Genomic DNA, 18,948 nt, shown 5'->3' with positions numbered 1-18,948 from the left:
TGTCCAGGCAGACGAGATTTGGGGGTATCGCATGCGTGGGTCGGAGGCGGGATCCGGTGGGCACTGTCGGAAGTGGTGGCCGGCGACGCTCGTCGGCATCGCAGGCCTCGTCAGCGGCTGTTGGCTCCCATTTCCGTCCGCGGTTGAACTCGATCCGGTCAGTTACCCCGGCCGGGTCGGCGTACCAGGTCAGGTGTTGTTGCCGTCGCTGCAATCGGAGCCGGTGCCAGGGTGGCGGGTGGATCTCAACAAGATCCTTTCCGAACCGGTCAGGATCAACCCGGAATTCATCGGCAACGACGGCAACCGCGCCTATTTCACTGTCGAGTATCTTGTCCGCACAAAGGGACTGAGGAAGACCGCGGTGCTAGGCATCGATGTCTCGAACGGTACGGCGCTCTTTCCTCCGGTGGACATTCCCGATGCCCGATCCGCCGACTGCTTTCTCAACGGCCCGCGACGGCTGGTGTGTGTCAACGATCTGTTGAGCGATGATCGCGACGATGTGTGGGTCGTCGACAGTGACGCAGGTGCAATCATCGCGCACGTTCCGACCGGACTTCGTCCACAACAGGAAGGCGCGCGAGCTCTTGAAGTGAAGCAGGTCGGCAACTATGCGGTCGCGTTGGAAACCGGTGTCGGAGCGCACGGTATCGGCGACCAGGGACAGCTGACGTGGTCGGTGGCGGGCGACGGTGACCTGCTGTCGACGTTCGACCGAAGCCGATTCCCGGGCGACCCACCGGCAACGGTAGCGGCGACCATGAATGCCGACGGTCCGGAGACCGTGTTCTCTGTCGTCGACGGGGCGGTGCTGGCCGAAAACGTCGACCGGCAAGTCGAACCCGTCATCGGCGGCTTCATGGTGGATGAGCGGCGCGGCCGTGGTTCCCAGGTGTTCGGGTTCTACGACGAGAAGGGCACCAAGGTCGGCGAGTATCGCCCACCGAAGGGGGCATCGGCTGTGCCCACCGGCGAAGGTGAGCTGCCGGTGTTGGCGATCAACCTCGACGATGCGCAGCTGGTGCTCGACAATCACGGCACTCCGATGTCGGTGGTCAGGACCGAGAACGCCGTAGCGGACCGATTCCTCGGCGAACACCTCTTCATCAACCACGATCTCGGTGTCCACGGACGTGACGTGGTGTGGAAGAAGTTCGACCTGACGACTGGCGACCAGGTCTCGGCGTGTTCCGGGGTACCGCTGGGTGCGATGGACTTCGTCGGCTCCGACGGCACGGTGGTGATCGGTCGATTCGAACGTGACGGGGCATTGACGGCAGTCGACACCAATACCTGCGAGACGCTATGGCAGATCGCCGATCCGCCTGCCATGTGGGCGGTCGGATCAACCCTTGTGCAGCTACTGCCGCAGAGCGCCGAGTTCACCGCGCTGGTACCGCCGACCAGGTGACTCCAGCGGTAACTCGAAGGCCGGTGCTGACCAGGCGAAGTGGGGTGCCACCCGCGCTAACCGAGGTACTAGCCGATCGGATACTTGAACAAGACCTACTGTAACTATTACAGTTGGGCGTCCCGCAATGATGTCGGGGCGGGTTGGGTGTTCCGGCGGGAGGCCATGTTGACGACGGCGCAGGTGGTGTTCGACCCGTTTTCGGCGGATTTCTTCAACGGTCCGTACGAGACGTATCGGCGCATGCGGTCCGAAGCCCCGGTCTACTACAGCGCCGAATACGACTTCTACGCGCTGACCCGACACGTCGACGTGGCGGCCGCATTCAAGGACTTCGAGACGTACTCGTCGGCATACGGCGTCGACCTCGCCATGGTCCGGACAGGGCAGAAGGCACCGGCGAAGATGATCATCTCGCTGGATCCGCCCGAGCACCGGCACATGCGCAGCCTGGTGAACAAGGTCTTCACCCCGAGGGCGATCACCGCGTTGCAGGACATGGTGTCCCAGCAGATCGATCGCTACCTCGCGGCCGTCGATCCGGCGGAATTCGATGTGGTGTCCGACTTCTCGGCGTACTTCCCGGTCGAGGTCATCACCACCATGCTCGGGGTCCCGCCGGAATCACGCCAGCAGGTACGGCTGTGGATCGATGCCTCGCTGCACCGGGAGCCGGGCCAGATCGAGATGTCGGAATCCGGGATCGAAGCGATGGCGCAGTCATGGCTGTTGTACTACGACCTGATCAAACAGCGCCAGGCCGAGCCGTGCGACGACATGATCAGCCGGCTGATCTCGGCCGAGATCGAACGCGAGGACGGCGAGCTGACCCGCCTGCGCAATTCCGAAATCGCAGGATTCGCCACACTTCTCGGCGGTGCCGGGGCCGAGACGGTGACCAAGCTGGTCGGTGCGGCCACCGTGATGTTCGCCCGCCACCCCGAACAGTGGCAGCGTCTGCGTGAGGACCGCGGCAAGATACCGGCCGCGATCGAAGAACTGCTGCGGTACGAGGCTCCTGCTCAGTACAACGTTCGGCGTTCGCAACGTGAGATCCAGCTGCACGGTGTGACGATTCCGGCGGGCAAGCCGGTGTTCCTGGTCGGCGGTTCGGCCAACCGTGACCCCGATGCCTGGACGGATCCCGACGTGTTCGACATCGACCGAGACCGGACCGAGGCTCAGAACCTCGGATTCGGATACGGGATCCACAGCTGCCTCGGTGCTGCACTGGCCAGATTGGAATGCAGCATCGCCCTGGACAAGCTCCTGGACTTCATGCCCCGCTACGAGGTGGCGTGGGACCGCTGCGAGCGAGTGAGTATGCAGAACGTCGCGGGATGGGCCCACGTCCCGGTGCGAGTACTGCGATGAAGGGCGAAAAGGGCGGCGGTGCAGTCGGATACCGTATGCACGTGGTGGCACGGGACGCCGCGGAACTGGCTGTCAACGCCGGGGGACTGATCGTCGACCGGACGATGAGTGGTTGGCGGGTCAGCGTGGCGCTGTCCGATGCGGTCGACGTTCGGCCGGTGCAGATCCTCGGTGCCGAGTTGGTCGATGCGGGGGGAGCACCGGGCCTACCGGACGAGGAGCGGTGCGTCCTGGTCATGGGACCCGATGCCTATGCCCAGGTGATCTCGGATGACGGCCGACAGCTTCCCGCCGGGTGTGCCGAGATTCTGGTCTGGGGTGAATCCCCGGACCAGAACCACGTATTCGGACACAGCTTGAGCGCCGCCGCAGTGGCATTCAAATCCCAGGCGGTCGTCGCGGCCCACCTTCCGGCTGGCGAGATCGCGATCTCGGAGGCCTTCACCTCGATGAACGCCAAGGGCCGCGGCGTCACCTTGCACGCGTGAGGCTCACTTCCCGAATCCCGGATGGTGCGCTCCCGAGCACCAAACGTTGGGTCTGCGGTGAAGGCGTTCGTTACTCGAACTTTCGCGCCCTCACCGCAGAGCCAACGGCAGATCGAACGACTCAGGCCTTGGTGAGCTGCTTCTGCTCGTAGAGGCGGGCCCACTCCGCGCGCGGACGGATCGAGGTGTCGACGTCAGTGGCCTTGGCGCGTAGTGCGCCGACGGTGGCCTGATCGCGCGGGGTCAGCGCGAACGGATCCCAGCCGAAGAACCGTGCCGAGTTCTCCCAGGTGATCTTGTTGATGTCGGAATCGCTTGCGCCGGCGGCATTCAGCTCGGCCAGCACCTGCTCGGGGGCATCGGGCCAGAAGCAATCGCTGTGCGGGTAGTCGCACTCCCACGCGATGTTGTCGATACCGATCTCATGGCGCAGCTTGAGTGAGGTCTTGTCGGTGACGTAGCAGGCCAGTGAGTGCTCGCGGAACACGTCTGACGGCAGCTTGTCGCCGAAGTCGCGGCGCAGCCACTTCTGGTTGGTGTAGTGGCGGTCGCTGCGATCGAGATAGAAAGGAATCCAACCGATTCCGCCCTCGGAGAAGGCGAACTTGAGGTCGGGGTAGTTGCGCATCGCCGGTCCCCACAGCAGGTCCTGGGCACACATCGCCGAGACCTGGGTGGCAAGGATGATCAGGTTGTCGATCGGCGCGTTGGGCGCCATGCTGATCGCCCCGAAGCCCGTGCCGATGTGCAGGCACATCACCACGTTCTCCTCCGACAGGGTGCGGAACACCGGGCCCCAGTACTCCTCGTCGTGGTAGCTCGGCAGACCCTCGAGGTGGGGCAGTTCGGGCATCGTCACCGCGCGGCAACCCTTGGCGGCCACGCGGCGGATCTCGGCGCACATCCCCTCGGGAGTCCACGTCGGCAGGATCGCGATCGGGATGAAGCGCCCGGGCGCCGAACCGGCCCACTCGTCGATGTGCCAGTCGTTGTAGGCCGACACCATCACCAGCGTGACGTCCTCACGGGTCATGTTGAGGTGACGCGCGGAGAACCCGGTGAAGGTCGGGAAGCACATCGAGGCCAGGATGCCGTTGCGGTCCATGTCGCGGACCCGCTCGTGGACGTCGTAGACGCCCGGCCGCATCTCGGCGAAGCCGGCCGGATCACGGCCCCACTCTTCGGCCGGCCAGGACACCACCGCGTTGAGACCGGACACACCCTGCGGGCGGCCCTGGTACATCCACTGGTCGACGCCCTTGTCGTCGGTGACGACGATGGGTGCCTCGGGCTTGTACTTCGCCGGGACATGGTTGAGGAACATGTCGGGAGGCTCGACGACGTGGTCGTCGATGCTGATGAGGATCAGGTCGTCGGTCTGCATAGATCAACTAGTACCCTCGGACGGTGTGACCGTCTCTGCACTTTCGGACAGAGGTTTGACTGAACCGGCCAACATGTCGAGGCCGGTCATCGAACTGCGCCGTGGCGGACATGCGCTGGCCGGCAGCTACCTCTACCAAGGCGACGGGCTGATCACCGGCTGGCACTCCCACGAGGTGCACCAGATCGAGTACGCGCTGCACGGTGTGGTCGAGGTCGAGACGGACGCCGCGCACTATCTCCTTCCGCCGCAGCAGGCCGCGTGGATTCCCGCCGGCCTGCAACACCAGGCCGTGATGAACCCCGATGTCAAGACCGTCGCGGTGATGTTCGATGCGGAGATGATCGCCGATGGCGGCGACCGGGCTCGGATCATCGCCGTGTCCCCGCTGATCCGCGAGATGATGATCTACGGGTTGCGCTGGCCGGTGGACCGGGCCCATGGCGATGACACATCCGACACGTTTTTCCGAACGTTGGCCAACCTCGTCGTCGAGGCGCTCGATCACGAAGCGCCGCTGAGCCTGCCGACCACCGATCATCCGATCGTCGCTGCCGCGTTGGCGTACACCAAGGAACACCTCGCCTCGGTGACCGCCGAGGACGTCAGCCGGGCGGTGGCGGTGTCCGAACGGACGTTGCGCCGCTTGTTCGCCGACACGATCGGAATCTCTTGGCGGACATATCTTCTGCATGCTCGGATGCTGCGGGCCATGGCATTGCTGGCCGGGCCCGATCAGTCGGTGCAGGCGACCGCGACGGCGGTGGGGTTCGAGAATCTCAGCTCGTTCACCCGGTGCTTCACTCAGTTTTGTGGTCAGACGCCGTCGGCGTATCGGAACCGCTCGCGTGAGGAGCATCAGGCGTGGCCAACCCGGCCCGTTCGACACTGAGCAGGCTCTCGGTGTGATGCTCGGTGCGGTACGCCTCGCCGCCACCGTTGATCCCGAAAAGCCTCTTGCTCCAGAGCAACCAGACCACTGCGGCCAGGTTGATCACGAGTGCGCCGAGACGCAGGGCGGTCACCTTCTCGGTGAGCTCGTAGATTTCGAGCGGCAGGAAGACGCCGGTGGCGATCACCGCGAAGTACTCGCCCCATCGCTTCATCAGCCACAGGCCGGCGGCCTCGGTGAACTCGACCAGGGCATAGGCGGCGACACCGAGGGCGATCCACAGCAGGGTGGTCGACGACAAGGTGAACGCCTCGCCGATGTGCCGCACGATCTTGGAATCGTCGATGTTCCAACCGATTTGGTCGGCCAGCGGCCGCATCAGCGGAATATCCTTGTCGAACGCGTCCTGTAGCTCACTGCGGGATGCGCGGACCTTGAGGATGCCCACTGCCAGCAGCGTGAACACGATCCCGCGCACCGCCCGCTCGGCGGCGAGCAGTCGCATGATGGTGCGGTCTCGCAGCAGCCGGCCGCGGGGGATCTCCGGTGCGGTGTCGGCGGGCCCGTGACCGCGAGGAGGGCCGACCACGAACGTCTCGCACCGCAGACAACGCCACGCCTCGCCGACAGGGGTGTCTACGCGCAACCGGTCGCGTAGTTCCGGTTCGTCCGGGGCAAACGTGGCGTGACCGCGCAGCCCGCATGACCGCAGCGCGAAATCCACCATGTCAGCACCGTAGCCCGGCCGAACCGGCTAAGTGCGGCAGCTGAGCTCCATGCTGTCGCTGTCGCGGGCCAGGAAGTTCACGCTGACGTACCCGTTGGCGGGCTCGCGGACGTGGTCCAGATACGGCTGGGTGTCAGCCATCGACGTGTTGTCCGCGACCAGCAGTGCCCCCGTGGCGAGCTGGGGCTCGAGGAGCTTGAGCACCGGCAGATAGAGCTCCTTCCAGCCGTCGAGCAAGACGAAGCCGATGTCACCCGTCAGCGTCTTGAGCGTCTCGAGCGCATCGCCCTCCAGCACGGTGATGACGTCGTCGAGGCCGCTCTCGGCGAAGGTCTGCTTGGCCGCGGCGATCTTCGCGGCACTGAGCTCGGTGGTGAAGACCCGACCGGTTCCGTTGTCGCGCACTGCCGATGCCAGGTGCAGCGCCGAGAGACCGAACGACATCCCGAACTCGACCACGAGCGCGGGCCTGGTGGCCCGAACCAGGGAGTAGAGCAACCGGCCGGCCTCTCGCGTCACCGGCATGTAGATGTCGGAGAGCGCATCCGCACGTTCCTGGGCGGAAGCACCGGACAGATCGGCGAACCGGCCCGACCCGCCCTCGCGCATCTTCTTGAACTGCTCGTCGGAGGCGGCGTACATCCGGTCCAGCGCGTCCGCGACGCGGGCGTCATCGAGAGTGGTAGTCACCCTGACGAACCTACGCCGGAGGGTGAATTATGGCCGGTGTGCGAAAACTACGAGCACTCCCGCTGTCAGCCGCCGTCGTTCTTGTCCTCGCCACGCTGCTGGCGCCGGCCGCGGCGGCGGGCGGCTACCGCTCCATCACCCTGACCTTCGTCCGGCACGCCCAGTCTGCCGGGAACGCCTCCGGCCTCATCGACAGCTCCACGCCGGGGCCGCCGCTGACCGACCTGGGCCGGCAGCAAGCCGTCGCCAGCGCAGGACGCCTGGCGCCGAACCACTATGACGGCATCTTCGCCTCGACCATGATCCGCACCCAACAGACCGCACAGCCGATGGCCGACACCCTGCACGAGTCGATCACCGTGCTGCCCGGGCTCCACGAAGTCGAGGCAGGCATCTACGAGGGCCAGCCCGAGGCGAGCGCGGTCCAGACGTACTTCACCGCCCCCGAGCAGTGGCTGCGTGGTGACCGGACCGCCCGGATCCCCGGCTCGATCGACGGCAACGAGTTCGACGCCCGGTTCGACGGGGCGGTGCAGCAGATCTACGACAGCGGCGACGACGATCCGGTCGCGTACTCGCACGGCGCCGCGATCATGTTGTGGGTGCAGATGAACGTCCGCAACCCCAATCCTCAGCTGCTGATGCAGCACCCGCTCGACAACACCGGATACGTCGTCATCAAGGGCAATCCGACCGACGGCTGGACCCTGACCGACTGGGACGGCGCGGGAAGCTAGCTGCCGAAGTGATCTACCCGCCATAAACTGGCGGAATGCGGCGCCGATCACGTCTGGCTCGAACACCGGCCGGGCGCGGTTACTGTGTGCCAAGGCAAGCGGAGATGGGAGCGCGGCTATGAGGTTTCTGTCATGAGGTTTCGGTTGTTGCCCTACGTGACCGTCGAGGTCGACGACCGGGTACGGCTGCGGGCACGCCGGGCCGGTGAGCGGCTCCGGATCAATCTCAGGGCCTACCTGCGCAGTGCCGCCGACGAGGTCGAGACCGCCAGCGGCCGGGTCCGCGACATGTGCGACAACGCGGTGAACCGCGTCGACCTGGCCGTGGCCAGCGTCAACGACAAGATCGCTCCCGCCCCGCCGACCGCTCCCACAGACTCTGCCGACGAGCCCCCGAAGCGGCATCTGCAGGTCGTCTAGCCCGGAGCAGCGCGCAGCGCGTCCGCGCTCTACGGTTGAAGGGCACTGGCCTTCTCTTCTCGAGAGGTCGACACATCGGCCCGGGAGGGGTTGACGAGGCTTGCTCGGCAACAGTCTTGCGGTGCTGTTCGCCCTGTGCGCAGCGGTTTTCGCGGCTGTCGGCATTGTGGTGCGGCAGCGCGCCACCATGGACGTTCCGCCCGAAAAGGGCGTCAGCACCGTCATGCTGCGGACCCTGCTGCGCCGCAGGCTGTGGTGGGCCGGGACCGCATCGGCGGTGGCCGGGTACGTGTTCCAGGCGCTGGCACTCGGATTCGGCTCGCTGCTGCTTGTCCAACCGGTGCTGGTTTCGGCACTGTTGTTCGCGCTTCCGCTCAGTGCCCGGCTGGCCCACCGCAAGGTCAGCCGCGCCGAATGGCTGTGGGCCCTGCTGCTGACCGGCGCGCTGACTGTGTTCGTGGCGCTGGCCAGGGCCAGCACCGGAACCTATGGGGTATCGGTGGCCACCACGGTCACCGTCGTCGTGGTGTGCGCCGCGGCCGTCGGCCTGTGTGTCCTGGCCGCCACGCGGAGCACCAACTGGCGCCGCGCGGTGCTGTTGGCACTGGCCGTGGGCGTGATGTTCGGCGTGGTCGCCGTACTGACCAAGATCGTGATGCACACGATCGCAGTCGACGGTGTGCTCGCCGTGCTGACCACGCCGGCCCTGTACCTCGTGGTGACCCTCGGGGTGGTTGCGACGCTGTTGCAGCAGTCGGCATTTCACGCCGGCTCGCTGCAGACCTCGGTGCCGACCATGCTGGTGCTCGAGCCGGTCGTGGCCGTCGTCCTCGGTTCCGTGGTGCTGGGGGAGCACCTGTCGATCACCGGGTGGGAGCCCGTCGTACTCGCGGTGGCAATCGGGGCGATGGCCGCCGCCACCATCGCGCTCGGCCGGGACGAGGGCGCTTACGAGGAGAAGCTCGAGGCCCAACTGGAGGTCAAGACCACTCGGCCCGTCTGAAATTGGTGCGCCGAGCGGCCTTGTGGGCCGGTTACCGTACCGCTATGCAGCGAATCACCCGGAAGCTCAGCAAAGTGGCGGGGGCACTGCTGGCCGCCACGGTGGTGTTGGCCGGATGCACCGATGAACCGACCGTGACGGTCGACTCGTCATTGACCGGACTCTTGGTCACCGGTAGTGACTTCCCGGCCGGTTGGCATGTGGAGGACGTCAGCCAGAAGATGGCCGAGGAGTCGGGCAAGTCCGGCACCGGCCCGGCCGACCCTCCGGAGTGCGATTCCTCGGACAAGACCTCGCTGTCCAGCGGGGTGGCCGCCATGGTCACCGAACGGCAGGGCACCCCGGGGGTGATCGCCACCCTCAGCCGTGAACCGGGCTCCGGACTGGTGGCGGTGACCGAGAAATGGCTGAGCCAGTGCCAGGCGTTCAGCGTCGAGAAGGACGGTGTGAAAGCCGAAGCGGCGGTGCACCGCCTCGAACCGCCGGCCAGCAAGGCCGATGCCCAGGTCGGCTTCGACATGACGTCGACCGCAGGCGTCGTCGGCGAGACCATGAAGATGATGATCAAGGGCTACACGGCGCAGGTCGGTGACATCGTCGTCATGTGCATCGCGGTGGGCGGCGAGTCGAGCAGCCGCAGCGTCATGCCGGATGTCGAGATGCTCAACGCGGTGTTCACCGAGCAGGTGACCAAGGTCCGTAACGGCTGACGCGCTACGGGTTGATCGTGTTCTCGCCGATCTGGCGGCCCCACACGTACTCGGACACGAGCGGCTGGCCGAGTTCGAAGTGGTTGTACGGCGCGATCGAGGCACCGATGTCCATGACCAGGTAGGGAGCCGGCCACAGGTCCTTGGTGATCGGCTGCCAGCAGCCGGGCCGCCCTTCGGGGCCGCCGGTGGCGTTCACCCGGGGCAGGTTGTCCGGATAGACCCACGGGTTGGGTGCACCGACGAGGAAGTCCTGAAGCTCGAATCCATAGCCGTTACGGGTCTGCTGGGCGAACTTCGGCGCAGCCTCGGCGTAGTTGTGGATCATGCAGTACAGCGCCGGGCTGTTGCGGTCCAACATCGCGCTGACCGGCAGCAGGTCCTGGGCGCCGCGGACGAGGTACGGGCCGCCGCGCTCGAAGATGTCGCCCCCGGTGTTGCCGAAGCCGACCGCGGCCACCAACGCCTGGTCGAGGTTGCCACGCTGCTCGTTGAGGGTGCGGGCGGTGGTGACGGCGTTGGTCAGGCCGTCGAACAGGTCGGGGGCGGCCTCGGCGTAGACCTCGCCGAGGTCGGCCAGGCCGGAGATGTCGCGGCGGATCTGGGGCATCCGCGGGTTGAGGTCGGCCAGGATGTCGTTGCCGTTGATGATCGACTGGCCGAACTTGTCACCCAAGCCGTCGAGAGCTTGCGCGGTCGCGGTCAGGGTCTCGTTGAGCTTGATCGGGTCGATCTGCTCGGAGATCGCGGTGATCGTCTCGAACAGCGTGTTGAACTCCGTCGTGACGCCCTTGGCGCGAATCGGATGGGCCGGGTCGACCCGTGCCGACGACGGATTGTCCGGCGCGACGAACGAGATGTACTTGTTGCCGAACACCGTGGTGGCCTTCAGTTCGGCGGTGACGTTCTCGGGGATCAGCTTGAGGTATTTGGGCTTGATGTCCAGCGTCAGTTGGGCCTGCTGCTCGCCGTCGACGTCCGCCACGTCCACGGCCGTCAACCTGCCGATCGGTACCCCGTTGAACGTGACCTTCGAGCCCGGATCCATCGACAGACCGGAACGGTTGGACAAAACCGTGAGCTGCGTCTTTTCCTCGAATACGCCGCGGAACTGCATCCACGTCAACACCAGCACCGCGATCAGCAGGATGACCATGCCCGCGCATGCGGACTTGTACGGCGGGTCGTACCGCCAGTGCTTGAACCGCTGTTGGAAGCGGTCCCGCACTGTCGCGGTGGATGAGGCCACGCGCAAACCTCCGACATATTGACGCAGCCAGCTAGTAAGTGAGCAAAACTGTCGCAAACAACCAGAGACAACTGCAACTACAGGCCGTCCAGTGCGGCGAACATCAAATTGCCAACTCTGGGAGACCCCCGTCACAGCGTAAGCGCTGATCAGGTATTTCTGCCGCCGTTCACGCCGACGACCTGGCCCGTGATGTAGCCGGCCTCCTCCGAGATGAGGAACGAACACGTTGCTGCAATGTCCTCCGGCCGCCCTATCCGCCGTACCGGGGTGGCGTCGATGGTGTTCTGGATGTCGCCCAGCTCGCCACGAGATTCGGCGGCGCGCAGCATCGGTGTGTCGATGAAACCCGGCGGAACGGCGTTGACCGTGATGCCGGCCGGGCCGAATTCCAGGGCCAGTGACTTGGTCAGCCCGTTGACCGCGGACTTGGCGGCCACGTAGTCCGACATGTACGGCACGCCGGAATGGGTGCTGGACGAGGAGATGTTGACGATGCGGCCCCAGCCGGCGCCGATCATGTCGGGCAGTGCCGCCTGTACGACATGGAAGACGCCGTTGAGGTTGACGTCGACGACCTTCTGCCAACGCTCGAAGGTGAGTTCGGTGAATGGCGTGAAATCGCTGAGACCGGCCGAGTTCACCAGGATCGTGACGGGGCCCAACTGCTCGCGGACCGCCTTGAAGACCGCGTCGACCTGGGCTCGATCGGTGACGTCGGCCGCGTAGGAGTGCGGGTCGTCGGTGGCGTTGAGGTCGAGGGTGGCCACCTGGTAACCGTCGGCCGCCAGCCGGTCGGCGATCGCCTTGCCGATTCCGGAGGCGCCCCCGGTGACCAATGCTGTCTTGACTGTCATCCCTGTTCCTTTCGGTGGACTGTGCGGGTGATGCGTAGGCCGAGGGCGCGGCGAGCCGCCTCGGTCAGATGGTGGTAGAGCTGCTCATCGGTGAGTCCTGCCGAGGCGATGCCTGCGGCCCCGGCGATCCCTGAGAACACCAGCGCCGCCTTGACGGTGCCTGCCGGCCCGGGATCGACATCGGCCAGAAGAGCCATCTGGCGGTCGATGACCGTGTCCCACTCGGTCCGGGTGCGCAGGGCCTCGTTCACGCTCGGGTCGGTGCCCAGCACCGAGACCATGGCGCGGTTGTGCACGGCCAGGTCGGCATAGCCGCGAACCATGCGATCGGCCCGGTTGTGTACGCCGCGGAGGTTCTCGGCCTCTTCGACGATCTGCTGCATCTGCCGCAGGAGCGGGTCCAGCGCGGCCGTCAGCAGCTGTTCGCGGGTACGGAAGTGGTAGTAGATGGCGGCCTTGGTGAAGCCGAGTTCGTCGGCGATCATCTGCAGCGACGTACCCGCGAAGCCGTGTCGGGTGAACAGCCGGACCGCAGCCTCGACGAGGCGTTCGCGGGTGGTGCTCGAGCCGGCCGGTTCGGCCGTGGCGGCGTCCATCGGTGCTTCCCCTCGTGTGCGCTGCGGCAAAAATTCCTTTACGATCGTAAAGGAGTTTACTAGTCGATCGTAAAGTGGGGCCACCGTATGTTGACGCCGTTGCCGGCCGAGGACTGGGACGATCAGGCACGCGAGGCGCTGGCCTCCACGGTGCCGCCGGAGCGACGCCGCCCGGACAAGGTGGGCAACGCGTTGTCGACACTGGTGCGCCATCCCGTGCTGGCGGGGGCATTTCTGCCGTTCAACACCTACCTGCAAAAGGACTCCACGTTGCCCGAGCGCATCAGGGAGTTGGTGATCCTGCGTACGGCCTTTCACCACGGCTGTGTGTACGAGTGGGGTCATCACAGTGCAATGGCCCTACCGGCCGGGCTCACCGAGGCCGATATCGATTCGGCCCAAAGCGGCTCAGCGGCAGACGAATTCGATCAGGCCGTGCTGGACGCGATCGATGAACTGCACGCCGGATCCCGGATATCGGCCGGGGTCTGGGAGCGCCTGGGGGAGCGGCTCGACGACCGGCAGCGGATGGACCTGATGTTCACCTTCGGCGGCTACAGCACACTTGCCTTCGCCCTGAACACCTTTGACGTCCAGCTTGAGGACGGCGCAGGCAGCGACGAGTTCTACGCCACGATGGGGAGCTGACTGAGGACTACGCGGAGCGGCGTATCCGGGCGGCGGCCGATTCTGGCATCGGCTCATAGCGGGCGAACTGTCGGGTGAACGTCCCGGCGCCATGCGACAGTGACCGCAGGTCGATCGCATACCGGGTCAGCTCGACCTCGGGAATCTCCGCCTTCACCACGGTCCGGTCCTCGTCGGCCTTGTCCGTGCCGAGTACACGGCCGCGCCGGGCGGCAAGATCGCTCATCACCGCGCCTACCAGATCGTCCGGTACCGCCACGGTCACGTCGTCGATGGGCTCGAGCAGATTCACTCCGGCAGCTTCGGCCGCCTCCCGCAACGCCAGGCCACCGGCCATCTGGAAGGCGAAGTCAGAGGAGTCGACGCTGTGTGCCTTGCCGTCGACCAGCGTCACCCGAATGTCGACGACGGGATACCCGACCTCGGAACCGACCCCCTTCTCCATCTGCGCGCGGACGCCTTTCTCGACGCTCGGGATGAACTGGCGCGGTACGGATCCGCCGACGACCTTGTCGACGAACTCGAACCCGGTGCCCTCCGGCAGCGGCTCGACCTCGATGTCGCAGACCGCGTACTGTCCGTGCCCGCCGGACTGCTTGACGTGCCTGCCGTGTCCTTTTGCCTTGCCGCCGAGCGTCTCTCGCAGCGGTACCCGCAGCTCGACCGTATCCACCGACACTCCGTAGCGCCGCGACAATCCGTCGAGCACCACCCCGGCGTGCGCCTCACCCATGCACCACAGCACGATCTGGTGCGTTTCGGGATTCTGCTCGATGCGCAGCGTGGGGTCCTCGGCCGCCAGCCGCTGCAACCCGACCGAGAGCTTGTCCTCGTCGGTCTTGGCGCGTGGCTGAACCGCGATCGGCAGCAGCGGGTCGGGCATGGTCCACGGACGCAGCACCAGAGGATCGGCCTTGTCGCTGAGCGTGTCACCCGTCTCGGCTCGGCTCAGTCGCCCGATCGCACAGATGTCCCCGGCCACCACCGACGGGGCCGGGCGCTGCTGCTTGCCCAGCGGGAAGGACAGGGTGCCGATGCGCTCGTCCTCATCATGATCTGCGTGGCCGTGGGATCCCTCAGGTGCCACAGCGTCGTTGAAGGCAGAAAAATGGCCCGACACATGCACGGTGGCGTCGGGCCTGATGGTGCCGGAGAACACCCGGACCAGGCTGACCCTGCCGACATAGGGATCCGACGTCGTCTTCACCACCTCGGCCAGCAGCGGACCGGACGGGTCGCAGGCCATCGGCTTGCGGGCCGCGCCGCTCGCCGCGAACACCTCCGGCAGACGGTGCTCGGGCGGCGACGGGAAGCCGCGGGTGGCGATCTCCAGCAGCTCCAGCGTGCCGACCCCGGATCCACTGCACACCGGGATCACCGGGAAGAACGAGCCGCGGGCCACCGCCTTCTCGAGGTCGGCGATCAACACCGCCTCGTCGATCTCCTCGCCGCCGAGGTAGCGCTCCATCAGCGTCTCGTCCTCCGACTCCTCGATGATTCCCTCGATCAGAGAGCCGCGGAGCTCGGCGATCTCGTCGTCATAGGCGCCGTCGGGCGGCCGGGTGGTGCGGGTGCCGTCGCTATAGCAGTAATAGGTGCGGGTGAGAAGCCCGATGACTCCCTCTCCCGCAGGGAAGTACAGCGGCGCGACTTTGTCACCGAACGCCTGCCGGGCGCCGGCCAGGGCATTGGCGTAGTTGGCGCGGGCGTGATCGAGCTTGGTGATGACCACCGCCCGCGGCATCCCCACCGCCGCGCATTCCTGCCACAACGCCTTGGTCGGCTCGTCGATGTCCTCGTTGGCCGCGATCACGAACAGTGCGCAGTCGGCGGCGCGCAACCCGGCGCGGAGTTCCCCGACGAAATCCGCGTATCCGGGGGTGTCGATCAGATTGACCTTGATCCCGTTGTGCTGCAACGGGGCAAGCGCCAGCCCGACCGAGCGCTGCTGGCCGATCTCGGCCTCGTCGAAATCGCAGACCGTCGATCCGTCGACCACCGAACCCGCCCGGGTCAGCACACCGGCGGCGACCAGGAGCGCCTCGACGAGGGTGGTCTTGCCGCCACCCGACGGGCCGACGAGCGCCACGTTGCGAATGGCGGCGGGGCTGTCCGCGGTGGGAACAGCCCCGTTGCCGGCCGAATGGGTCTTGTCCGCCATGGCACTCCTCCTGGTGTCCCCGGGGCGCCCCCTGCGGCCCGCCGGACCTGCTCTCCACCATTCCCCGATGTGATCTGGAGCACAAGGGCTGCCGGCCTGGACCGCAGGTGAACGTTCCGAGGAAGTGCACAGCAAGCTGTCAGAATGTGGTCATGACGCATGCGCTGGATGCGGTGGGCACTGTCGCGGTGGTCGATCTTGAGGCAGCGTGCGAGCTGTACGGCCGCGACACGTTGCCATACCCGTTGGGCCGTAGCCGACCGGTGGGGTCGGTATGGCTGCTCACCAGAGACGTGGGACCGATCGAAGATCGTCTCAACGGCGGCGATCTTGCTCGCGTGCGCGGATGGGTGGAAGCCTTTGTGCGGGCTGATGTTTGCGTCGGATGCCGGGTCAGCGTCTCCGACGGGGACACTCCCGATCTTCGGTTGAACGGCCTGCTGGCCGGCGAGTCAGGGTTTGTCGCGGTGCAGCACAGTGACCCCGATGGCGTCGACGCCGTCGACGTCTATGCGGTATCGCCGGGGGCCGTGGGCTCGGTGATCGCCGATTCGGTCGGCTTGGCCGGCGCCGGCTCCCATCCGCGTATCGCGGTGGCAGGCTTCGAGGATCGACTTCCGGCACCACCACCCGACGCGGTCGACGAATATGACGACTTCGGCTTCCTGATTCCACATGCCGAGTCGGAAGGTCCGCCCGTCCACGTGGTGGACGGGCGTGATGTCGCAGCGATCGGGACAGTGCAGTCGCTCTCCGGTTCGACTCGCTACTGGGTCACGGTCGACGCTGACGGCGACTACCTGTACGCGCCCGACGGTGCCGGTTATGCCGAACCGCTTGATGCCGAGACACTGCGTGCGTGCCTCGATGGACCTGTCGCCCATGCCATCGTCGATATGGGAGGCGATATGGGCGGCGAGATGTCAGGCCAGTGGGACGATTCGGTCGGGTGGGACGAGTGATGCCGAGATCGGATTCCCCGGAGTCATCGGATGGTGAACTTCTCATCGTCAAGCCGCTGTAGCGCACGCCCATCGGTCAGTTCGTCGCGACACTCGGGGTGCTGCCAGTAGAACCGCACCCACTCGCGCAGTGCGTGGCTGTTGGCGGTGATGGTGCCCGATCCCAGCTTTGCGCTGCGGCCTTTGGGGAGCACGAAAACGATCAGATCGGTGAATGACACCTTGCCCTTGAGTGGGTGATCCAGAATCTGTTCGACATCTTCCCACGTTCCATGTGCGAATGAATTCCACTGACCATCCCACACCTCGAAACCGCCAGGATCCAATCGCAGGTGCTTTCCGTCCCGGTGTCTGTAAATCCGGTAGAGGACCGGCACGCCGTAGATGACGTAGAAAATGCAACCGGCCGGCATGATCAGCCGGTTGGTGCCGGATGGAATGAAATCGACCATATCGAACTGTGCAAATAGGAGAAATGCACCCGCAGACAGAACGCCGAGCAAGAGACCGATGCTGAATATCAGATCGGCATATCTCTGTGGACGTATTTTTGTGCCTCCGGGTCCGGAATCCACCCTTGGATGGGCTGCCCCGGAGACTGGGTAAGCAAGGTGAAACAGCAAGCTGAAAAGTAGCAGTGATGCGCCAAGACAGAGAGCTGCGGTCAAATAACTGCCGCGGGTGAACCAAATGACAGTCCAGACCATGGTGAAGCCGGCGCCGCCGACCAAAATGGCGCAGACCAACGCCAGGCGCAGATAACCGGAGGTCTTCATCGAGGACAAAACGTATTGCCGATCCAGTTGCCGAGGGCTTCGCCGCCGAGTGCCGCGGTCAGGCCGATTGGTATGGCCAGCGGACCCGTCTCCGACGCCGCGATTCCCGCGAGCGTACCGGCGGTGACCGAGGTGACGCCCTCAGCTGTGGCGACGCACTTCTGGAAACTCGTCTCTGCCACGGCTATGTCCCACAACGAGGTGGCAATACTCACCCCCGGACCGAAGTATTTTCCCGTCGCGCCGAGCGGGCTCAAAATGGGATGGTCGATGAGATTGATGGGAACATCTGCCTGACGACCATCCGGTGTGCGGACATAGGCGGTTTCCTTACCGTCCGGCCACTTGGTCACTTCGGCGATCGTGCCATTCGCGTATTGGGTGGTGCTGATGGTCTTGCCGGCCATCCCGTACTGAGCCCAGTCGGCGAAAGTGACAGTTGTTGTCCTGGAAACCTCGTTCCCGTTCTTGTCGATATGCACGTTGGTGGTGAGCGGCCCTCGATCAGAGAAATTTGGTTTGGCATCGACCGTCTCGATGTGCTTGCTGCCGTCCATCATGTATCTGGTCGTGGTCGTTGCTACCGCTTCTCCGGTGTTCGGGTTGTACTGCGTCTCTACTTTCGTTTCCCGGACGGTTTGCGACATGTCGGTGTCGCGGAGCATTCCCTGCTGCAGCATTCCGATTGTCGACAGCGGGTTCGGCACCTCGTCGCCGGGTTTCTGGATCCCGGGAACCAGGCTGCCCAGACCGCCAGGGTTGGGCACCTCAAATCCATGCTGCTGCGCCGCGCTCGTCACTTTCCCGGCCGCATCCTCATCGGCCGCACCCACCTTCACCAGCAACAAGTTGACGTTGGCCTGTTCGGTCTGAGCACGCTTCTCCAGCGCAGCCGCCTGTTCAACGGTCATCTGGCCGCCTTTGACCAGGACCACCCACTGGTCGCTGACGTGCAACTGGCCGCTGTTGTCGATCTCGTCGGCCTTGTTCAGTAGAGCTGTTCGGGCGCTACCGATCGGGCCGGCGGCGCCGCTGAGCGCATCACCCACGGCCGTGGTGTATTTCGAGAAGTCATCGGTCTGTGTTTTGGCTCGGTCGAACATCGCCGTGGCTGCGTTGTGCGCATCACCTGACCACGCCTTGGTCTCCGGCATGGTCTTGAGGTTGCTGTTGATCCGGGATACGGCCTCACCGACGGCCGTGCCGGAATTCTTTATGGCTTGTCCCGCGGGAGTCAGCGAGTCCGGGTTCCAGCCTTGGAGACGTGGGCGTGAGGGCAACACGGGTCAGAAGATTCCCTTGAAGCTGCCCGCCAGATCAGCGTCGCTCACCTCGTAAGTGCCGGCCGCGCCTCGGACCGCGGTACCCATGTTGTTGACATTGGTGGCGATCTTCTCGGCGACCTGTTTGACATGCGTGCCGACCAGTCGGGCCGCCCACTGCGTGGTCGATCCGTCCAGTCCGTCGGCTGCGGTGGCGACCTTGGTGCCGACGTCGGCTTCGCGGATCAGCCCCGACGCGATCTCCACCTGACCGGCAAAGGCGCGCAGGACCTCGGGGTCGACCTCCATGACAGCTCCGTTCAGCCGTTGGTTCGTTGCATCATCAACGATGTTAGGGCAGGTCGGTGGGCCCGCTGATCACCAATTTGGCTGCTCCGGGCGCTGTCACACCTGCCAGGACGACCAGCGCGTGACCTCGACGGTGACGACCGGGCCGTTCAGTGCAATTCGCTCGTACTGCGGGTATTTCGCGCGCAACAGCCCGTAGCCGGTGGCCATCGCGTCACCGCCGCGATGGACGGTGGCCCGTCCGTCCGCACGGACCCACCACAGGTGTTCCCACTCGTCGGTGTAGTGG

At 65.4% G+C, this 18,948-nt stretch carries 21 protein-coding genes; 10 read left to right on the top strand and 11 right to left on the bottom strand.

Annotated elements, in window-relative coordinates; all coding sequences use genetic code 11:
* Nucleotides 1–31 precede the first annotated feature (31 nt).
* From A5779_RS30400 to A5779_RS30390, 3 genes are all read left to right on the top strand, one after another.
* Nucleotides 32–1,414 carry a 9-bladed beta-propeller domain-containing protein gene (locus A5779_RS30400; protein ID WP_064887436.1) on the top strand — a complete coding sequence of 461 codons (1,383 nt, stop codon included), beginning with the start codon at nucleotides 32–34 and terminating at the stop codon, nucleotides 1,412–1,414.
* Between the two features lie 165 nt (nucleotides 1,415–1,579).
* Complete coding sequence (locus A5779_RS30395; RefSeq protein ID WP_413784960.1) at nucleotides 1,580–2,788, top strand: cytochrome P450; 1,209 nt, start codon at nucleotides 1,580–1,582, stop codon at nucleotides 2,786–2,788.
* A 41-nt stretch (nucleotides 2,789–2,829) separates the two neighbouring features.
* Nucleotides 2,830–3,276: a hypothetical protein gene (locus A5779_RS30390; protein WP_131811717.1), complete on the top strand. Its 447-nt coding sequence runs from the start codon at nucleotides 2,830–2,832 to the stop codon at nucleotides 3,274–3,276.
* A gap of 121 nt (nucleotides 3,277–3,397) precedes the next feature.
* Here A5779_RS30390 and A5779_RS30385 read toward each other — a convergent pair whose 3' ends face one another.
* Complete coding sequence (locus A5779_RS30385; RefSeq protein ID WP_064887432.1) at nucleotides 3,398–4,660, bottom strand: amidohydrolase family protein; 1,263 nt, start codon at nucleotides 4,658–4,660, stop codon at nucleotides 3,398–3,400.
* Between the two features lie 25 nt (nucleotides 4,661–4,685).
* On the opposite strand from A5779_RS30385, the gene A5779_RS30380 reads away from it, so the two are divergent.
* Nucleotides 4,686–5,552, top strand: a complete 867-nt coding sequence (locus tag A5779_RS30380) for an AraC family transcriptional regulator (protein WP_165609165.1) — start codon at nucleotides 4,686–4,688, stop codon at nucleotides 5,550–5,552.
* On the opposite strand, the gene A5779_RS30375 is transcribed toward A5779_RS30380, so the two are convergent.
* Nucleotides 5,461–6,279, bottom strand: coding sequence for a DUF2127 domain-containing protein (locus tag A5779_RS30375; RefSeq protein ID WP_064887429.1), 819 nt, complete (start codon nucleotides 6,277–6,279; stop codon nucleotides 5,461–5,463). The two genes, A5779_RS30380 and A5779_RS30375, sit on opposite strands and share 92 nt — an antisense overlap.
* Nucleotides 6,280–6,306: 27 nt before the next feature.
* On the bottom strand, nucleotides 6,307–6,888 hold the full coding sequence (locus A5779_RS30370; RefSeq protein ID WP_413784959.1) for an O-methyltransferase: 582 nt from the start codon (nucleotides 6,886–6,888) through the stop codon (nucleotides 6,307–6,309).
* 110 nt (nucleotides 6,889–6,998) lie between these two features.
* Between A5779_RS30370 and A5779_RS30365 the strand changes: the two genes are divergently transcribed.
* The 4 genes from A5779_RS30365 (at nucleotide 6,999) to A5779_RS30350 (ending at nucleotide 9,839) form a co-directional block, all read left to right on the top strand.
* The gene (locus A5779_RS30365) at nucleotides 6,999–7,706 is read left to right on the top strand and encodes a histidine phosphatase family protein (RefSeq protein WP_064887427.1); all 708 of its coding nucleotides are present in this window, start codon (nucleotides 6,999–7,001) and stop codon (nucleotides 7,704–7,706) included.
* A gap of 132 nt (nucleotides 7,707–7,838) precedes the next feature.
* Complete coding sequence (locus A5779_RS30360; RefSeq protein ID WP_055118876.1) at nucleotides 7,839–8,126, top strand: hypothetical protein; 288 nt, start codon at nucleotides 7,839–7,841, stop codon at nucleotides 8,124–8,126.
* Between the two features lie 100 nt (nucleotides 8,127–8,226).
* Nucleotides 8,227–9,129 (top strand): DMT family transporter, encoded by a 903-nt coding sequence (locus A5779_RS30355; RefSeq protein ID WP_064887426.1) that lies wholly within the window; start codon nucleotides 8,227–8,229, stop codon nucleotides 9,127–9,129.
* A 44-nt stretch (nucleotides 9,130–9,173) separates the two neighbouring features.
* Nucleotides 9,174–9,839, top strand: a complete 666-nt coding sequence (locus tag A5779_RS30350) for a hypothetical protein (RefSeq protein ID WP_064887425.1) — start codon at nucleotides 9,174–9,176, stop codon at nucleotides 9,837–9,839.
* 4 nt (nucleotides 9,840–9,843) lie between these two features.
* On the opposite strand, the gene A5779_RS30345 is transcribed toward A5779_RS30350, so the two are convergent.
* From A5779_RS30345 to A5779_RS30335, 3 genes are all read right to left on the bottom strand, one after another.
* Complete coding sequence (locus tag A5779_RS30345; protein ID WP_082941918.1) at nucleotides 9,844–10,995, bottom strand: MCE family protein; 1,152 nt, start codon at nucleotides 10,993–10,995, stop codon at nucleotides 9,844–9,846.
* A gap of 242 nt (nucleotides 10,996–11,237) precedes the next feature.
* Entirely contained in the window at nucleotides 11,238–11,945 is a 708-nt protein-coding gene (locus A5779_RS30340) for an SDR family NAD(P)-dependent oxidoreductase (protein ID WP_064887422.1), read from the bottom strand.
* A complete protein-coding gene (locus A5779_RS30335) occupies nucleotides 11,942–12,541 on the bottom strand; it encodes a TetR/AcrR family transcriptional regulator (protein WP_064887421.1) in 600 nt (199 codons plus the stop codon). The genes A5779_RS30340 and A5779_RS30335 overlap by 4 nt, the downstream gene beginning before the upstream one ends.
* 87 nt (nucleotides 12,542–12,628) lie before the next feature.
* On the opposite strand from A5779_RS30335, the gene A5779_RS30330 reads away from it, so the two are divergent.
* On the top strand, nucleotides 12,629–13,189 hold the full coding sequence (locus A5779_RS30330) for a carboxymuconolactone decarboxylase family protein (RefSeq protein WP_064887420.1): 561 nt from the start codon (nucleotides 12,629–12,631) through the stop codon (nucleotides 13,187–13,189).
* 7 nt (nucleotides 13,190–13,196) lie between these two features.
* Here the strand turns inward: A5779_RS30330 and A5779_RS30325 are convergent, their stop codons facing one another.
* The gene (locus tag A5779_RS30325; RefSeq protein WP_064887418.1) at nucleotides 13,197–15,350 is read right to left on the bottom strand and encodes an elongation factor G-like protein EF-G2; all 2,154 of its coding nucleotides are present in this window, start codon (nucleotides 15,348–15,350) and stop codon (nucleotides 13,197–13,199) included.
* 152 nt (nucleotides 15,351–15,502) lie between these two features.
* Between A5779_RS30325 and A5779_RS30320 the strand changes: the two genes are divergently transcribed.
* On the top strand, nucleotides 15,503–16,312 hold the full coding sequence (locus tag A5779_RS30320) for a hypothetical protein (RefSeq protein ID WP_064887416.1): 810 nt from the start codon (nucleotides 15,503–15,505) through the stop codon (nucleotides 16,310–16,312).
* 23 nt (nucleotides 16,313–16,335) lie between these two features.
* Here A5779_RS30320 and A5779_RS30315 read toward each other — a convergent pair whose 3' ends face one another.
* The 4 genes from A5779_RS30315 to A5779_RS30300 all read right to left on the bottom strand — a co-directional run.
* Nucleotides 16,336–17,088, bottom strand: a complete 753-nt coding sequence (locus A5779_RS30315; protein WP_082941915.1) for a hypothetical protein — start codon at nucleotides 17,086–17,088, stop codon at nucleotides 16,336–16,338.
* Complete coding sequence (locus A5779_RS30310; RefSeq protein WP_064887504.1) at nucleotides 17,085–18,242, bottom strand: hypothetical protein; 1,158 nt, start codon at nucleotides 18,240–18,242, stop codon at nucleotides 17,085–17,087. Before A5779_RS30310 ends, A5779_RS30315 begins: the two co-directional genes overlap by 4 nt.
* A gap of 132 nt (nucleotides 18,243–18,374) precedes the next feature.
* On the bottom strand, nucleotides 18,375–18,659 hold the full coding sequence (locus A5779_RS30305; protein ID WP_064887414.1) for a WXG100 family type VII secretion target: 285 nt from the start codon (nucleotides 18,657–18,659) through the stop codon (nucleotides 18,375–18,377).
* A gap of 96 nt (nucleotides 18,660–18,755) precedes the next feature.
* Nucleotides 18,756–18,948 (bottom strand): PNPOx family protein (locus A5779_RS30300; protein ID WP_461786806.1); only part of this gene is annotated, 193 nt, incomplete at its 5' end.

Source organism: Mycolicibacterium peregrinum, from assembly GCF_001665625.1.
GTDB classification, from domain to species: Bacteria; Actinomycetota; Actinomycetes; order Mycobacteriales; family Mycobacteriaceae; genus Mycobacterium; species Mycobacterium peregrinum_B.
Note: the sequence above shows the minus strand (reverse complement) of the source record. Positions and strands in the feature narration are given on the sequence as shown.

Bases quoted from the DNA above. Each gene is read 5' to 3' on its own strand.
- A5779_RS30400 (WP_064887436.1), top strand. From the start codon at position 32: ATGCGTGGGTCGGAGGCGGGATCCGGTGGGCACTGTCGGAAGTGGTGG.
- A5779_RS30395 (WP_413784960.1), top strand. From the start codon at position 1,580: ATGTTGACGACGGCGCAGGTGGTGTTCGACCCGTTTTCGGCGGATTTC.
- A5779_RS30385 (WP_064887432.1), bottom strand. From the start codon at position 4,660: ATGCAGACCGACGACCTGATCCTCATCAGCATCGACGACCACGTCGTC.
- A5779_RS30375 (WP_064887429.1), bottom strand. From the start codon at position 6,279: ATGGTGGATTTCGCGCTGCGGTCATGCGGGCTGCGCGGTCACGCCACG.
- A5779_RS30370 (WP_413784959.1), bottom strand. From the start codon at position 6,888: ATGCGCGAGGGCGGGTCGGGCCGGTTCGCCGATCTGTCCGGTGCTTCC.
- A5779_RS30365 (WP_064887427.1), top strand. From the start codon at position 6,999: ATGGCCGGTGTGCGAAAACTACGAGCACTCCCGCTGTCAGCCGCCGTC.
- A5779_RS30360 (WP_055118876.1), top strand. From the start codon at position 7,839: ATGAGGTTTCGGTTGTTGCCCTACGTGACCGTCGAGGTCGACGACCGG.
- A5779_RS30350 (WP_064887425.1), top strand. From the start codon at position 9,174: ATGCAGCGAATCACCCGGAAGCTCAGCAAAGTGGCGGGGGCACTGCTG.
- A5779_RS30345 (WP_082941918.1), bottom strand. From the start codon at position 10,995: ATGGTCATCCTGCTGATCGCGGTGCTGGTGTTGACGTGGATGCAGTTC.
- A5779_RS30340 (WP_064887422.1), bottom strand. From the start codon at position 11,945: ATGACAGTCAAGACAGCATTGGTCACCGGGGGCGCCTCCGGAATCGGC.
- A5779_RS30335 (WP_064887421.1), bottom strand. From the start codon at position 12,541: ATGGACGCCGCCACGGCCGAACCGGCCGGCTCGAGCACCACCCGCGAA.
- A5779_RS30330 (WP_064887420.1), top strand. From the start codon at position 12,629: ATGTTGACGCCGTTGCCGGCCGAGGACTGGGACGATCAGGCACGCGAG.
- A5779_RS30325 (WP_064887418.1), bottom strand. From the start codon at position 15,350: ATGGCGGACAAGACCCATTCGGCCGGCAACGGGGCTGTTCCCACCGCG.
- A5779_RS30320 (WP_064887416.1), top strand. From the start codon at position 15,503: ATGACGCATGCGCTGGATGCGGTGGGCACTGTCGCGGTGGTCGATCTT.
- A5779_RS30315 (WP_082941915.1), bottom strand. From the start codon at position 17,088: ATGAAGACCTCCGGTTATCTGCGCCTGGCGTTGGTCTGCGCCATTTTG.
- A5779_RS30310 (WP_064887504.1), bottom strand. From the start codon at position 18,242: ATGCCGGAGACCAAGGCGTGGTCAGGTGATGCGCACAACGCAGCCACG.
- A5779_RS30305 (WP_064887414.1), bottom strand. From the start codon at position 18,659: ATGGAGGTCGACCCCGAGGTCCTGCGCGCCTTTGCCGGTCAGGTGGAG.